The sequence below is a fragment of the Sphaerotilus sp. FB-3 genome, assembly GCF_023706025.1.
GTDB classification, from domain to species: domain Bacteria; phylum Pseudomonadota; class Gammaproteobacteria; order Burkholderiales; family Burkholderiaceae_C; genus Sphaerotilus; species Sphaerotilus sulfidivorans.
In genome coordinates, this window is record NZ_BQWE01000057.1 from 148,406 (window position 1) to 163,286 (window position 14,881).

General features: G+C 70.0%; 14 protein-coding genes, 2 tRNA genes and 1 other RNA gene. 14 read left to right on the forward strand and 3 right to left on the reverse strand.

Annotated features, from left to right (window positions below):
* The first annotated feature begins 24 nt into the window (after positions 1–24).
* The 12 genes from NFT33_RS17320 (at position 25) to NFT33_RS17375 (ending at position 10,974) form a co-directional block, all read left to right on the forward strand.
* Positions 25–1,713: a nitrite/sulfite reductase gene (locus NFT33_RS17320; protein WP_251677185.1), complete on the forward strand. Its 1,689-nt coding sequence runs from the start codon at positions 25–27 to the stop codon at positions 1,711–1,713.
* A gap of 35 nt (positions 1,714–1,748) precedes the next feature.
* Entirely contained in the window at positions 1,749–2,276 is a 528-nt protein-coding gene (locus tag NFT33_RS17325) for a DUF934 domain-containing protein (protein WP_251677187.1), read from the forward strand.
* Positions 2,273–2,998, forward strand: coding sequence for a phosphoadenylyl-sulfate reductase (locus NFT33_RS17330; RefSeq protein ID WP_251677189.1), 726 nt, complete (start codon positions 2,273–2,275; stop codon positions 2,996–2,998). The genes NFT33_RS17325 and NFT33_RS17330 overlap by 4 nt, the downstream gene beginning before the upstream one ends.
* A 55-nt stretch (positions 2,999–3,053) precedes the next feature.
* On the forward strand, positions 3,054–4,007 hold the full coding sequence (gene cysD, locus NFT33_RS17335; protein ID WP_220785730.1) for a sulfate adenylyltransferase subunit CysD: 954 nt from the start codon (positions 3,054–3,056) through the stop codon (positions 4,005–4,007).
* Positions 4,007–5,308: a sulfate adenylyltransferase subunit 1 gene (locus NFT33_RS17340; RefSeq protein WP_251677191.1), complete on the forward strand. Its 1,302-nt coding sequence runs from the start codon at positions 4,007–4,009 to the stop codon at positions 5,306–5,308. The genes cysD and NFT33_RS17340 overlap by 1 nt, the downstream gene beginning before the upstream one ends.
* A 17-nt stretch (positions 5,309–5,325) precedes the next feature.
* Positions 5,326–6,090, forward strand: coding sequence for a uroporphyrinogen-III C-methyltransferase (gene cobA / locus NFT33_RS17345; RefSeq protein WP_251677193.1), 765 nt, complete (start codon positions 5,326–5,328; stop codon positions 6,088–6,090).
* Between the two features lie 45 nt (positions 6,091–6,135).
* The gene (gene fdxA / locus NFT33_RS17350; RefSeq protein ID WP_251677195.1) at positions 6,136–6,459 is read left to right on the forward strand and encodes a ferredoxin FdxA; all 324 of its coding nucleotides are present in this window, start codon (positions 6,136–6,138) and stop codon (positions 6,457–6,459) included.
* A 19-nt stretch (positions 6,460–6,478) separates the two neighbouring features.
* Entirely contained in the window at positions 6,479–7,540 is a 1,062-nt protein-coding gene (locus NFT33_RS17355) for an NAD(P)/FAD-dependent oxidoreductase (protein WP_251677197.1), read from the forward strand.
* Between the two features lie 199 nt (positions 7,541–7,739).
* Positions 7,740–8,546 (forward strand): ABC transporter substrate-binding protein, encoded by an 807-nt coding sequence (locus tag NFT33_RS17360; protein ID WP_309296164.1) that lies wholly within the window; start codon positions 7,740–7,742, stop codon positions 8,544–8,546.
* Positions 8,543–10,720 (forward strand): ATP-binding protein, encoded by a 2,178-nt coding sequence (locus tag NFT33_RS17365; RefSeq protein WP_251677198.1) that lies wholly within the window; start codon positions 8,543–8,545, stop codon positions 10,718–10,720. The genes NFT33_RS17360 and NFT33_RS17365 overlap by 4 nt, the downstream gene beginning before the upstream one ends.
* A 67-nt stretch (positions 10,721–10,787) precedes the next feature.
* Positions 10,788–10,863: transfer RNA gene (locus NFT33_RS17370), tRNA-Asn, on the forward strand.
* A 35-nt stretch (positions 10,864–10,898) separates the two neighbouring features.
* A tRNA-Asn gene (locus NFT33_RS17375) sits at positions 10,899–10,974 on the forward strand.
* Positions 10,975–11,129: 155 nt separating this feature from the next.
* Here NFT33_RS17375 and NFT33_RS17380 read toward each other — a convergent pair.
* Positions 11,130–11,441: an H-NS family nucleoid-associated regulatory protein gene (locus tag NFT33_RS17380; protein WP_251677200.1), complete on the reverse strand. Its 312-nt coding sequence runs from the start codon at positions 11,439–11,441 to the stop codon at positions 11,130–11,132.
* 104 nt (positions 11,442–11,545) lie between these two features.
* Here NFT33_RS17380 and ffs point away from each other — a divergent pair.
* Positions 11,546–11,644, forward strand: an RNA gene (gene ffs / locus NFT33_RS17385) — signal recognition particle sRNA small type.
* 132 nt (positions 11,645–11,776) lie between these two features.
* Positions 11,777–12,268, forward strand: coding sequence for a universal stress protein (locus NFT33_RS17390; protein WP_220785735.1), 492 nt, complete (start codon positions 11,777–11,779; stop codon positions 12,266–12,268).
* Between the two features lie 26 nt (positions 12,269–12,294).
* Here the strand turns inward: NFT33_RS17390 and NFT33_RS17395 are convergent, their stop codons facing one another.
* Both NFT33_RS17395 and NFT33_RS17400 read right to left on the reverse strand, forming a co-directional pair.
* Positions 12,295–14,040, reverse strand: a complete 1,746-nt coding sequence (locus NFT33_RS17395) for an MFS transporter (RefSeq protein ID WP_251677202.1) — start codon at positions 14,038–14,040, stop codon at positions 12,295–12,297.
* A gap of 38 nt (positions 14,041–14,078) precedes the next feature.
* Entirely contained in the window at positions 14,079–14,795 is a 717-nt protein-coding gene (locus NFT33_RS17400; protein ID WP_251677203.1) for a hypothetical protein, read from the reverse strand.
* Positions 14,796–14,881: the final 86 nt, after the last annotated feature.

Consider the following 14,881-nt stretch of genomic DNA (forward strand, 5'->3'; position numbering starts at 1 on the left):
CCGAGCCGAGCCTCCAGAGCCACCATGTACAAGTACACCGACTTCGACCGCCAGTTCGTCCGCGCCCGGGCGGCCCAGTTCCGCGACCAGCTCGACCGCCACTTCGCCGGCCAGCTCGATGGCGACGACTTCAAGGCGCTGCGCCTGCAGAACGGCTGGTACATCCAGCGCCATGCGCCGATGCTGCGCGTGGCGGTGCCCTACGGCGCGATCGGCAGCGGCCAGATCCGCGCGCTGGCCGAGATCGCGCGGGTGCATGACCGCGGCTATGTGCACTTCACCACCCGCCAGAACGTCCAGTACAACTGGATCCCGCTGACGCAGGCCGCCGACGTGATGGACAAGCTGGCGGCGGTCGACATGCACGGCATCCAGACCAGCGGCAACTGCATCCGCAACATCACCACCGACGGCCTGGCCGGCGTGGCCGCCGACGAGCTGGTCGACCCGCGCCCCTACGCCGAGGTGCTGCGCCAGTGGAGCACGCTGCATCCCGAGTTCGCCTTCCTGCCACGCAAGTTCAAGATCGCCATCTCCGGCGCCGCCGAGGACCGCGCCGCGATCGGCTGGCATGACGTGGGCCTGCAGCTGGTCAAGAACGAGGCCGGCGAGGTCGGCTTCAAGGTGCTGGTCGGCGGCGGCATGGGCCGCACGCCGATCATCGGCTCGGTGATCCGCGAGTTCCTGCCCTGGAACCAGATCCTGGTCTACCTGGAAGCCGTGGTGCGGGTCTACAACCGCTACGGCCGCCGCGACAACGCCTACAAGGCGCGCATCAAGATCCTGGTCAAGGCCGAGGGGCAGAAGTACTTCGACCAGGTCGAGGCCGAGTTCCGCCAGATTCTCGAGAACGACCCGGACGGCGCGCTGCACCTGATCCCGCAGGCCGAGCTCGACCGCGTCGCGGCCTGCTTCACCCGCCCGGCCGGCGTCGAGCCGCTGGCCGAGCCGGCCGCGGACGCCGACGCGTCGCTGGCCTACCAGCGCTGGCTCGCGCGCAATGTGCACGCGCACCAGGTGCCGGGCTGGCGCGCGGTGACGCTGTCGGTCAAGCGCGCCGGCCAGGCCCCGGGCGACGCCACCGACGCCCAGCTCGACGCGGCCGCCGACCTGGCCGACCGCTTCTCCTTCGGTGAGCTGCGCGTCACGCACGACCAGAACCTGCTGCTGCCCTGGGTCAAGGCCAGCGACCTGCCCGAAGTCCATGCCGCCGCCAAGGCCGCCGGCTACGCCACGCCCAACATCGGCCTGGTCACCGACATGATCGCCTGCCCGGGCGGCGACTTCTGCGATCTGGCCAACGCGCGCTCCATCCCGGTGGCGGCCGAGCTGACCGAGCGCTTCGCCGACCTCGACGAGGTGTTCGACCTCGGCGAGATCGACCTGCACATCAGCGGCTGCATCAACTCCTGCGGCCACCACCACAGCGGCCACATCGGCATCCTGGGCGTCGACAAGGACGGCAGCGAGTGGTACCAGGTGACGCTGGGCGGCTCGGACGGCTCGGCCCATGCGCCGCTGGCCGTGCCGGGCAAGGTCATCGGCCCGTCGTTCGCCGCCAGCGAGATCACCGACGCGGTCGAGGCCATTCTCGACACCTACCGCGAGCTGCGCCAGCCCGACGAGAAGTTCATCGACGCGCTGCACCGCATCGGCCTGGACCCGTTCAAGGCCGCCGCCAACGCCCAGCGCACCGCCACCGCCCGCGCCTGAGCCGCGGCCGACCGACATCCGGAACACGACACACCATGAAGTTCATCGACATCGCCCATGACCCGTGGCACACCGTCGGCGGCGAGGACGGCCCGATCCCGCACCCGCAGCCCAAGGACCATCTGCTGCTGACGCTGGAGCAGTGGCACGCGGTGCGCGAGACCTGGCCGGCCGGCCTGGCCGTCGGCGTGATCCTGCCCAACAGCGTCGACGTCGAGACGCTGGCCGCCGACCTGCCGCGCCTGTCGCTCGTCGCGCTGCAGTTCCCGAAGTGGGTCGACGGCCGTGCCTACACCCAGGCCCGTCTGCTGCGGGTGCGCTACCAGTTCAAGGGCCAGATCCGCGCCACCGGCGAGGCGCTGGTCGACATGCTGCCGCTGATGCAGCGCACCGGCTTCGACGCGGTGGCGCTGCGCCGCGACCAGTCGCGCGAGGCCGCCGAACGCGCGCTGGGCTTCTTCGCCGGCCACTACCAGGGCGCAATCGGCGAGGCCCGCCCGGTCTTCGCCCGTCCGGCCGCGACCGGCGGCGCCGACTTCATCAACGCCGGAGCCGCGATATGAGCGCGATCGCCCTGTACGGCCGCAGGAAGCCGGGCTTCGAGGACCGCCTGGAAGCGGCCCTGCAGGCGCTGAAGGATGCCGCCGCCGCCCACCCCGGCAGCATCATCCAGTCGACCAGCCTCGGCGCCGAGGACATGGTCGTCACCGACCTGATCGCGCGCCATCAGCTGCCGATCACGCTGGCGACGCTGGAGACCGGCGCGCTGCATGCCGAGACGGTCGCGCTGATCCCGCGCATCGAGGCGCACTACGGCCTGAAGGTCGAGGTCTACCGCCCGGTGCAGGAGGCCGTGATCGAGTTCGTGCAGAAGAACGGCGAGAAGGCGATGTACGAGAGCATCGCGCTGCGCAAGGCCTGCTGCGGCGTGCGCAAGATGGAGCCGCTCTCGCGCATGCTGGCCGGGCGCACCGCCTGGGTCACCGGCCTGCGCCGCGAGCAGTCCAACGCACGCGGCGAGGTCCGCACCGTCGAGGCCGACGACCAGGGTCGTGCGAAAATCAATCCTCTGGTGGACTGGTCCTGGAACGACGTGTGGCACTACATCGCCGCCAACGATGTGCCCTACAACCCGCTGCACGACCAGTTCATGCCGAGCATCGGCTGCGCTCCCTGCACCCGCGCGATCGCGGTGGGTCAGGAATTCCGCGCCGGTCGCTGGTGGTGGGAAGACGAATCGGCCAAGGAATGCGGCCTGCACGTCTCCCAGAAGCCGGCGGCCTGAGCGCGAGAGTCGCGCCGCCCTGCCCCCCGAACACACGACGACTGTCCCCGAGACCATGACCCAAACGCTTCCCGACGTGGACCACCGCCACCTCGACGCGCTGGAGGAAGAGGCGATCTTCATCCTGCGCGAGGTCGCCGGCGCCTTCGAGCGTCCCGGCCTGCTGTTCTCCAGCGGCAAGGATTCCTGCGTGGTGCTGCACCTCGCCGAGAAGGCCTTCAAGCAGAAGACCTCCCGGCCCGGCGAGCGCCCGACCTTCAGCGGCCGCCTGCCCTTCCCGCTGGTGCATGTCGACACCGGCCACAACTTCCCCGAAGTCATCCAGTTCCGCGACGAGCGCATTGCCGAGATGGGCGAGCGCCTGATCGTCGGGCATCTGGAAGACTCGATGAAGAAGGGCACGATCCGTCTGGCCCACCCGCTGGAGTCGCGCAACGGCCACCAGACGGTGACGCTGCTCGAGACCATCGAGGAGCACCGCTTCGACTGCATGATCGGCGGCGCCCGCCGGGATGAAGAGAAGGCACGCGCCAAGGAGCGCATCTTCAGCCACCGCGACGCCTTCGGCCAGTGGCAGCCCAAGGAGCAGCGTCCGGAGCTGTGGAACCTGTTCAACACCCGCATCAAGCCGGGCGAGCACTTCCGCGCCTTCCCGATCTCGAACTGGACCGAACTCGACGTCTGGCTCTACATCGCCCGCGAGAACATCCCGCTGCCGAGCATCTACTACACGCACAAGCGCGAGATCTACCGCCGCAAGGGCCTGCTGGTGCCGGTGACCGACGTGACGCCGCCCTCGGCTGAGGACACCGTCGAGACGGTCGACGTGCGCTTCCGCACCGTCGGCGACATGACCTGCACCTGCCCGGTGGAGTCGGACGCCGCCACCACCGCCGACATCGTCGCCGAGACGCTGCAGGTGACCGTCTCCGAGCGCGGCGCCACCCGCATGGACGACCGCACCTCCGAGGCCTCGATGGAGCGCCGCAAGAAGGAAGGCTATTTCTGATGAGCACCGTGGAACACATCGACGCCGGCGAGGAACTGGCGCACAAGGCCCTGCGCTTCCTGACCGCGGGCAGCGTGGATGACGGCAAGAGCACCCTGATCGGCCGCCTGCTGTTCGACAGCCGCGGCATCCTGGCCGACAAGCTCGACGCGCTGGAGAAGCGCGCCGCCGGCGCCCCGATCGATCTGTCGCTGCTGACCGACGGCCTGGAGGCCGAGCGCGAGCAGGGCATCACCATCGACGTCGCCTACCAGTACTTCGCGACCAAGAGCCGCAAGTTCATCATCGCCGACGCGCCCGGCCACGAGCAGTACACCCGCAACATGGTGACAGCCGCCGCCGGCAGCGATGCCGCGGTGGTGCTGGTGGACATCACCAAGCTCGACACCTCGGTGCCTGAGGTGGTGCTGCTGCCGCAGACCCGCCGCCACAGCCTGCTGGCGCGCCTGCTGCGCGTGCCCAGCATCGTCTTCGCGATCAACAAGCTCGACGCGATCGAGGTCGGCACGCAAGCCGCCTTTGACGCCGTGGCCAAGGCGCTGACCAAGTTCGCCGAAGAAGCCGGCATCGCCGTGCGCGGCATCGTGCCGGTCTCCGCGCTGCGCGGCGACAACGTCGCCACCCCGTCGGCGAACTGGGACTGGTACACCGGCCCGACGCTGCTGCAGCTGCTCGAGACCCTGCCGGTCACCGACGAGGCGCATGACGGCCACCTGCTGGTGCCAGTGCAGTACGTCGCCCGCGACGACGGCCAGGGCACCGGCCACCAGCACCGCGTGATGTGGGGCCGCATCGCCCACGGCGGCGTGAAGGCCGGCGACACGGTGCAGATCTACCCCAGCGGCGAGACCGCGGTGGTGGCCGAGGTGCGCCACGCCGGTCTGGTGGTCGACGGCTGCGAGGCCGGCCAGTCCGCCGGCATCGTGCTGGACCGCCAGGTCGATGTCTCGCGCGGCGACTGGATCTTCACGCCCGGCAGCGCGCCGGTGCAGCAGAACTTCGGCGGCACGCTGGCCTGGCTCGACACCGAGCCGGCGGTGCTGGGCCGCAAGTACTGGGTGCGCCACGGCAACCGCTGGGTGCAGGCGCGCATCACCGCCATCGAGCACCGCCTGGACATCAACACGCTGGAGCAGGTCGAGGCCGAGCAGCTCTCGGTCAACGAGATCGGCCGTGTGCAGATCCAGACCCAGCAGGCGCTCCCCGTCGAGGCCTATGCCGACAACCGTGTCGGCGGCGCGCTGATCGTGGTCGATCCGACCACCAACCGCACCAGCGGCGCGCTGCTGGTCGGCGCCTGAGCCAGGACGGCCGAGCCATGAGCGAGGTGCGTGTCGTCTTCGTCGGTGCCGGCCCGGGCTCGGCCGACCTGATCACGCTGCGCGGGCTGCAGCGCCTGCGCCAGGCCGAGATCGTGCTGGCCGATGCGCTGACCGACCCGGCGCTGCGCCAGGAAGCGCCCGACGCCGAGTGGATCGATGTCGGCAAGCGCGGCTTCAGCACCGAGAGCACCGGCCAGGCACGCATCAACCTGCTGCTGGTCGAGTCGGCACGCCGCTCGGCCCGGGTGGTCCGCCTGAAAGGCGGCGACCCGAGCCTGTTCGGCCGCCTCGAGGAGGAGCTGCACGCGCTCGGCCAGGCCGGCATCGCCAGCGAGGTGGTGCCCGGCATCACCTCGGCGCTGGCCGCCGCCGCCGCCACGCAGCAGCCGCTGACGCGTCGCGGCATCGGCCGCAGCGTCGCCTTCAGCACCGCGATGACCCGCACCGGCGACCTCGAGGCCCGGCGCAGCGCCGACACCGAGGTCTTCTACATGGCCGGGCGCCAGCTGCCCTCGCTGGCCGAGCGCCTGGCCGAGGTCGGCTGGCCGGCGGACACGCCGGTGGTGGTGATCTCGCGCGCCGGCTGGCCCGACGAGCGCTCCAGCCGCCACACGGTGGCCACGCTGGCCGAGGCCGACGCGCTGCATCACGGCCGCCCGACCCTGGTCACCGTCGGCGCCGGCGCCCGTCCGGTGCTGCCGGACGATGCGCACGGCGCGCATGACCCCGATCAAGCCCCTGCCCCGGCCTCCGTGGCCTGAGCCCGTAGAATCCCGCCCTTCAACCCTGAACCGAATTCCCCCGTCATGACCCACGTCGTCACCGAAGCCTGCATCCGCTGCAAGTACACCGACTGCGTCGATGTCTGCCCCGTCGACTGCTTCCGCGAAGGCCCGAACTTCCTGGTGATCGATCCGGACGAATGCATCGACTGCGCGGTCTGCATTCCCGAGTGCCCGGTCAGCGCCATCCTCCCCGAGGAGGACGTGCCGGCCGACCAGCAGGTCTACATCAAGCTCAACGCCGAGCTGTCGCCGAAATGGCCCAGCATCACCAAGCGCAAGGACCCGCTGCCCGATCACGCCGACTGGAAGGACGTGACCGGCAAGCTCGACCAGCTGGTGCGCTGATCCCGGCCGCGCCGATCCGATGAGCCCGGCCGCACCGATCGTGCAGACCGATGCGCTGGTGATCGGCGCGGGCCCGGTCGGCCTGTTCCAGGCCTTCCAGCTCGGCCTGCTCGGCCTGTCGGTGCGGATCGTCGACGCGCTGCCGCAGGCCGGCGGACAATGCGTCGAGCTGTATGCCGACAAGCCGATCCTCGACATTCCCGGCATCCTGGAGTGCAGCGGCCGCGAGCTGACCGAGCGGCTGCTGGCGCAGCTCGCACCCCTGGCGCCAGGCTGGCACCTCGGCCATGAAGTCACGCGGCTGGCCCGCCGTGACGATGGCCGCTTCGATGCGGCCTGCGCCGATGGCACCACCTTCGACGCCGGCGCCGTCTTCATCTGCGCCGGCGTCGGCGCCTTCCAGCCGCGTCGCCTCAAGGCACCGGGCCTGGAAGGTCTCGAGGGCCGCCATCTCCACTACCACCCCGCGACCGATCCGGCCGCGCTGGCACGCTTTGCAGGCCAGCGCGTGCTGGTCATCGGCGGCGACGAGGCGGCGCTGGTCCGCGCCGCGGCGCTGGCCGAGCAGCCCGATCAGCCGCCCGTGCAGCTGATGCACCGCCGCGACGTGCTGCAGGCCGATGCGCCGCTGCTGGCGCGCATCGACGCGCTGCGCCAGGCCGGGCGCCTCGTCTTCCATGCGGCGCAGTTCGCCGCAGCACGCCAGGACGAGGCCGGCCGGCTGCTGCAGGTCGACATCACGCTGCCCGACGGCGGCCTGCGTACGCTGGATCTCGACACGCTGATCGTCTGCCAGGGCCTGAGCCCGCGCCTGGGCCCGATCGCCGACTGGGGCCTGGCGATGGAGCGCAAGCTGCTGGTGGTGGACCCGGCCACCTTCGAGACCAGCGCGCCCGGCATTCATGCCGCCGGCGACATCGTCAGCTATCCCGGCAAGAAGAAGCTGATCCTGTGCGGCTTCCATGAGGCCACGCTGGCCGCACATGCCGCGCACGAGCGCCTGCGCCCGCACGAGCGCGGCCCGCTGCTCTACACCAGCAGCAGCACGCTGCTGCAGCAGCGCCTCGGCCGACACGGATGAGGCTTGAGCGCGAGACATCGCCTCGCGCTGCTTATTTCCGTAAAATCCGGCACGCGCAATATCGGAAAAAGCTCCGCAGCGCATCCCCCTCTTGTCCGAACCCGGACCCCTGCCGTCACACTTCTGATTCGTCGCATCGGTGGCGGACACCTCGAACAGGATGAAGAAGAAGGTTCTAAGCACGCGCCTGCTGCGGATGATGAGGCCGCTGCTGCTCTGCCTGTCCGGCGCCCTGCTGCTGCCGACGGCTCAGGCCGCTGGCACTGGTGCCGACACGCTCAAGCAGATCCAGCGCCGGGGCGAGCTGCGGGTGTGCATCTGGCCGGACTACTACGGCATCAGCTACCGCAATCCCAAGACCCGCCAGCTCGGCGGGCTCGACATCGACCTGTCGGCCGAGCTGGCGCGCGAGCTGGGCGTGCGGCTGCGGCATGTCGACTCCTCGTTCGCGACCCTGATCGATGACCTGCGCGAGGTCCGCTGCGACATCGCGATGTTCGCGGTCGCCGCACTGCCGCAGCGCCGCCAGCATCTGGCCTTCAGCCAGCCCTACCTGAGCAGCGGCATTCATGCGATCACCACCCGCAGCAACCGGGTGGTGCGCCGCTGGGAGGACATCGACCGGCCGGGCGTGCTGGTCGGCGTGCAGGCCGGCACCTTCATGGCGACCGTCATGCGCGACGAGCTGCGCCATGCCACGCTGGTGGTGGTCAAGGCGCCCGACACCCGCGAACAGGAGCTCGAGTCCGGTCGCATCGATGTCTTCATGACCGACTATCCCTACAGCCGTCGCCTGCTCGACAGCGCCGACTGGGCGCGGCTGCTGAGCCCGCAGCAGCCGCTGCATGTGCTGCCCTACGCCTATGCGCTGCGGCAGGGCGACGCGGCCTGGCTGGCCCGGGTGGACCAGTTCGTCGCGCACATCCGCCAGGACGGCCGGCTCGCGGCCGCCGCGCGCCGGCACGGCCTGTCCGAGATCGTCCAGCGCACCGGGAACGAGCCATGAAGCCGACCGAGGCCCCGCAAGCCCGCACGCTGATCGACAGCGGCCGGCTGCTCTGGCTCGGCATGACGCTGCTGGTCGGGGTCGCGCTGCTGACCGCCGCCTATGCGGCCCGGCAGCGCCAGACGGTCATCGCCGACGAGACCCGGCGCATGGACACGCTGGTGCGGGTGCTGCAGGGCGAGACGCAGCGCCTGCTCGACACCAGCGCGCTGATGCTGCAGACCCTCGCCAGCCAGATCGACCGCCAGCCCGCAGGCGAGACCGACGCGTTGCGCGAGAGCATGCTCGCGACCCTGCGCATCGCACCGCAGATGCGCAGCCTGTGGCTGATCGACACCGAAGGCCGGATCCTGGCGGCCACCCACGCGCCGCAGGACCTGCGCCCGCTCGACACCGGCCGGCTGACGCTGGCCAGCGAGGCCGGGGAGATCCGGCTGGGCGGCTGGCTGCCCGGTCGAGATCTGCGCCAGAGCGGCGTGCCGCCCGCTGGCGTGGGCGTGATGACCCTGTCGACCCGGATCGCGGCGGCTGAGGCCGGTCCGGCACGCCCACCCGTGCGCCATCTGATCGCCACCCTCAACCCCGACGCGCTGGCCTCGCAGCAGCAGCGCCTGCTGGGACACGGCACGCTGTCGGCCGCGCTGCTGGACTTCCAGGGCCAGATTCTCGGCGGCACCGATCAGCTCGTCGCCAGTCCGGGTGAATCCCGCCCGACCCTGCCCGCGCTGCAGGACTTCCTGCCGGAGCGCGAGCACGGCCACTACGACAGCCCCGGCATCGACGGCACGCAGGCGCTCAGCAGCTTCGATGCCAGCGGGCGCTGGCCGGTGTTCACGCTGCTGGAGCAGCCGGTCGACGCGGTCGAGACCACCGTGCGCGACAAGCTGCTGTGGTCGGTGATGATGATGTGCGCCTCGATGGGACTGATCGGCCTGGGCACGCTGCTGGCCTGGCGGGCCCTGAGAACACAGGAGCAGCTGATGCTCACGCTGCAGCAGACCCGCAGCCAGCTCGTCGACAGCGAGGGCCATCTGCGCACCCTGATCGAGGCCGCGCCGGCCGCGATGTTCGTGCTCGATCCGCTCGGACGCTACGCGATGGTCAACCAGGCCTTCGAGGATCTGCTCGACGTGCGCCGCGAGCAGCTGCTGGGCCAGCGCGGTGAAAGCCATGAGCGGCTGCGCCAGCTCGCCTACCACCAGGCGCTCGACCATGCACTCTGGAGCAGCAGCGGCAGCGGGCGCAGCCACTATGTCGAGGAGTTCGTGCTCCAGGGCGGCGAGCGCCGGCAGATGCTGGTCACCAAGGTCACGCTGCGCCGCCCGGGCGAGCGCGCCGGCGGCATCATCGGCAGCCTGACCGATGTCACCAGCTTCCACGAGGCCGAGCAGCGCGCGGCCGAGGCCCGTCAGACCATCGAGGCCGCCTACCGGGCCGAGTCGGAATTCATCGGCAACCTCAGCCATGCGCTGCGCACGCCGCTGCAGTCGATCATCGGCTTCTCCGAGCTGGGCCGGCTGCGCACCCGGCGCGATGCAGCGCTGCAGGAGCTGTTCGGCCATGTGCATCAGGCCGGTCTGCGCATGCTCGGCGTGGTCGATGACCTGCTGGACCTGTCGCGGCTCAAGAGCTCGGCCGGCACGCTGCACTGCACACCCAGCGACACCCTGGCGCTGGTGCGCGAGGTGGTCGGACATGCGCGCGAGGCCCCCGCAGGCCTGGGCCGCTCGATCCGGATCGAGCATGCCAGCGATCTTGCCGCCTGGGCCCGCGTCGATCCGCTGCGCTTCCAGCAGGTGGTGCGGCTGCTGACAGAGCGTGCGCTGGCGCTGACACCCACCTCCGAGCCGGTCACGCTCAGCGCCGAGATCGACTTGCAGGAGCGGCTGCACTGGCGCGTTCGCGACACCGGTGCAGCGCTGCCCGACAACGAGCACGAGACGGTGTTCGACGCCTTCTTCCAGTCCCGCCGCAATGGCGCCGCCCCGAATGCCAGCCAGGGCAGCGGCCTCGAGCTGGCCATCTGCCGCCAGATCATGCGAGAGCTCGGCGGTGACCTGATCTACCAGCCGCACCCGCAAGGCGGCGGGGTCTTCGACTTCTGGCTGCCGCACACCACCCCGGAACGCTCGGATCCACGTCCATTCGAGGCATCGCAAAAAAAAGCGGCCTGACCTCTTGCAGACCATCAAAGTTTCACAATAGAATTCAATTCTTGTCAGCTGACGCAGACAAATCTGATCCCTGATAGCTCAGTCGGTAGAGCGACGGACTGTTAATCCGCAGGTCCCTGGTTCGAGTCCAGGTCGGGGAGCCAAACATCAGATTCATCCGCATCATCAGCCAGACCGTTCCCTGATAGCTCAGTCGGTAGAGCGACGGACTGTTAATCCGCAGGTCCCTGGTTCGAGTCCAGGTCGGGGAGCCAAAAGTTCAAGAAGATCAACGCCCCAGCGTCACAAGCGCTGGGGCGTTTTTCCTTGTCGGCTGCCGCGTTGGCGCTGTTGTCCTTCGGTCAGCTCTGCGCCTTCCATCGCGCCGCACGGTCCGCAGACCTGCGGCGCTTTGCATTTCAGGCGCCGATCATCCCTCCCCGACCGCGCGGCGCAGTTCGTCGACGGTGTAGCCCTCGCGGATCAGGGCCTCGCGCAGCCAGGTAGGCTGAGGGCCCAGGCCGTCCCAGGTGGCACCGGACACCGGATGGCGATAGCGCACCTCGGCCGGCGCCGCCGGTGCGGCACGCGCGATCGGTCCGCGCAGCTCATGGGGCTCGATGCGCCAGAACGCCATCAGGCGATGGATCTTGCGCAGGGCGATCTGCCGTTCTGCCTGACCGTCATTCGCGCCCTCTGCGGCGCCATCCGTGTCAGACCGCAATTCGATGTTCTTCTTCATCCGTCGATTGTCTCGGGTGCGTGGGGATCATGCGCATGGTGGCACAGGCCGCATGACGCGGCAGGGCGGCAAGCGTGTGGAAAATATCAGCTACAATCCGGGTTGACGGGCCTCCCTGCATGGGGGCGCGGCCAACCGGGTCAGGTCGGGAACGAAGCAGCCCTAACCGTTAGCACTCAGTGCCAGGGTCAAGGCTCGTCACCCCCTCCCCCGCTTCGCGCGATCTCCTTCCTTCCCCACTGCCTTTCTCGAGATTCCTTGTGCCATTCGACCTGCATGCGCAGGCGAGCGGGACTACGATGATCCCTGTCCATCGTCCCCAAGGAGAACCTCTGATGATCCGCATCCTGCTGCCCTTTGATGGAAGCGAACATGCGCTCGACGCCGTGCGTCACGTGATCGGGATGAGGCAGGCGGGCCTCGAGATCGAGGCCGTGCTGCTGAACGTGCAGGATCCGCCGCACCTGTACGAAGTGGTGCTCGCACCCGATGCCGGCCTGATCGACAGTGCCAGCCATGAGGCCGGAGAGCATGTGCTCGCCCCGGCCGCGGCGCTGCTGCAGACCGCGGACATCGCATTCGAGACGGCGGTCGTCACCGGCGACGCCGCCCATGAGATCGCCGAGCAGGCGCTGCTGCTGGGCTGCGAACAGATCGTCATGACCACGCTGAGCCATGGCGCACTGCTCGGGCGGCTGCAGGACGCCGTCTCGCACGAGGTGGTGCGCCGAGCCCGGGTGCCGGTCACGCTGGTGCCCCCGCCGCTGCGCGAGGTCGAGGCCGACGACCTCGCCGCGCTGGGTGCCGAGGACGACGGCACCTCCTGACCGCCCCCGCACCCGCGCCGGGGGCCTCAGCGCCCCAGCCGGTTCGGGTGCCAGTACAGGAACTTGGCGTAGATGTCGACGTCCTTGGTCTCCCGGATGAAGGCCATGCCGACCGCGAAGGTCAGACCGGCCACCGCGATCGGGAACCACAGACCGTGGTACATGCTGCCGTCCTGCGCCGACATGCCGAAGGCGATCGACGGCAGCAGACCGCCGAACCAGCCATTGCCCAGGTGGTAGGGCAGCGACATCGCGGTGTAGCGGATGCGGGTCGGGAACATCTCGACCAAGGCTGCGCCCAGCGGGCCGTAGACCATCGCGACCAGCACCATCAGCGCCGCCAGCACCAGCACCACGCCGACCCGGTTCATCCGGTCCGGATCCGCCTTGACCGGATAGCCGGCCGCGGCCAGCGCATCCGGCAGCACCTCCTTGCGGAAGTGCGAGACCTCCAGCAGGCTGTCCTGGTCGAAGCGGCTGCCGTCGTCGGTCAACACGCCCTCGGGCGGCTGCAGCACCGTCTCGCCGATGCGAACCTCGGTGGGCGTGCCCGGCGCCACCGCCTCGTTGTGATAGCTGGCCGACAGCTGGGCCAGCGTGCGCTTGGCGATGTCGCAGGCCGACGAGAAGCTGAGATCGGTCGCCAGCGGATTGGCCTGGAAGGAGCAGGTCGCCGGGTCGGCGCGCACCACGATGCGCACCTTCTGCTGCGCCTCGGCCAGCGCCGGATTGGCGAAGTGGGTCAGCGCATGGTAGAGCGGGTGGAGCCCCAGGCAGGCCAGCAGCAGCCCGGTCATGATGACCGGCTTGCGGCCGATGCGGTCCGACAGCATCCCGAAGCCGACGAACAGCGGCAGCGTGATCAGCAGCGCCACCGTCATCAGCCAGGTCGCGGTGCTCGCCTCCACCTTCAGCACGCCGGTCAGGAAGAACAGCGCGTAGAACTGGCCGGTGTACCAGATCACCGCCTGCCCGGCGACCAGGCCGAACAGCGCCAGCACGATCACCCGCAGGTTCTTCCACTGGCCGAAGCACTCGGCCAGCGGCGCCTTCGAGCCACGCCCCTCCTGCTGCATGCGCCGGAAGGCCGGCGACTCGGTCAGCGACAGGCGCAGCCACAGCGACAGCGACAGCATCAGCGCCGACAGGCCGAACGGCACCCGCCAGCCCCAGTCGGCGAAGGCGGCCTCGCCCAGCAGCGTGCGCACGCCCAGCACCACCAGCAGCGACAGCAGCAGGCCGATGGTGGCGGTGGTCTGGATCCAGCCGGTGTAGGCGCCGCGCTGGTGCTGCGGGGCGTGCTCGGCGACATAGATCACCGCGCCGCCGTACTCGCCGCCCAGCGCCAGGCCCTGCAGCATGCGCAGCGCCACCAGCGCGATCGGCGCGAACACGCCGGCGGTGCTGTAGGTCGGCAGCAGCGCCACCAGCACCGTCGAGATGCCCATCAGCAGCACGGTGGCCAGGAAGGTCTGCTTGCGGCCGATGCGGTCGCCGAGATGGCCGAAGATCACCGCGCCGATCGGACGCACCACGAAGCCGGCCGCAAAGGCCAGCAGTGTCAGGATGAAGGCCGCACCCGGCTCGAGCGAGGTGAAGAACTGCCGGGCGATGACCGAGGCCATCGCGCCGTACAGGAAGAAGTCGTACCACTGGAAGATCGTGCCGATCGAGGAGGTCAGCACCAGGCGACGCTCCTGCGTCGTCATCGGCAGGCGTTCGTCGCGATCGATCTCGTCGGACAGGTCAGGGGAATCCGGCAGGCGGGACATCGATCATCACTCCAGGACGGAAGACAGGACAGCGGACATCACAGGCGCAGCCCCGCGATCGTCTCGAGCAGCTGGCGCGGCGCGAAGTGCGCCGCCTCGGGATGGGCCTCGGCGGTGCGCAGCGCACGGCCAAGGATCTGCTCGGCGCCATTGCGGCCGAAGGCATCGACCAGCGCCACATGCAGCACCCGCACCAGATCGGCCAGATCGCCGGCCGGGCCGGGCAGGCGCCAGTCGCTGTCGAGCGGCCGGCTCCAGGCGGCGCGGAAGGCCAGGCGCAGCGAAGGCGACGCCGCGGCGGTGTCGGCACGGCGCAGCACGTCGCGACGCACCTCGTCGAGCGCCTCGACATGGAAGCGCTGCACCTCGGCCACCACCGAGCCGACCAGCACGCCGAACAGCACCGCGGCCGGCTCGCTCTCCGGCGCCCGGGGCGGCGTGGCCGCAGGCGCCGGCGGCACCCGGCCCTCGTCGCGCGCGGCCTGCAAGGCGCGCTCGACCGGATTGATGACCGGTGCAGCCGGCGCGATGGGTGCCGCCACCGGCGCGGGCGGCATGACCGGCGCCGGCGGCTGGGCTGCGGCGCGGGCCGCCTGCATCTGCGGCCAGGGATCGGCCGGCAGCCGGTCCTCGCGTTCGCGCAGGGCCTTGTAGAAGTCGCTGTAGAGCCGCTTGACGGTGGCCGCATCGAAGAGATGCTGCGCCGCCAGGCGATCGACGAAGGCGATGATGTCGGAGACCTGATCGGCCCGCATGGTGTCGTGCTGGAGCCACAGTGCTTCATGCAGGGCCGCCTCATGGAGCAGCGGCTGAAGCACCAATGCCGCGGCGCGGCGACGCA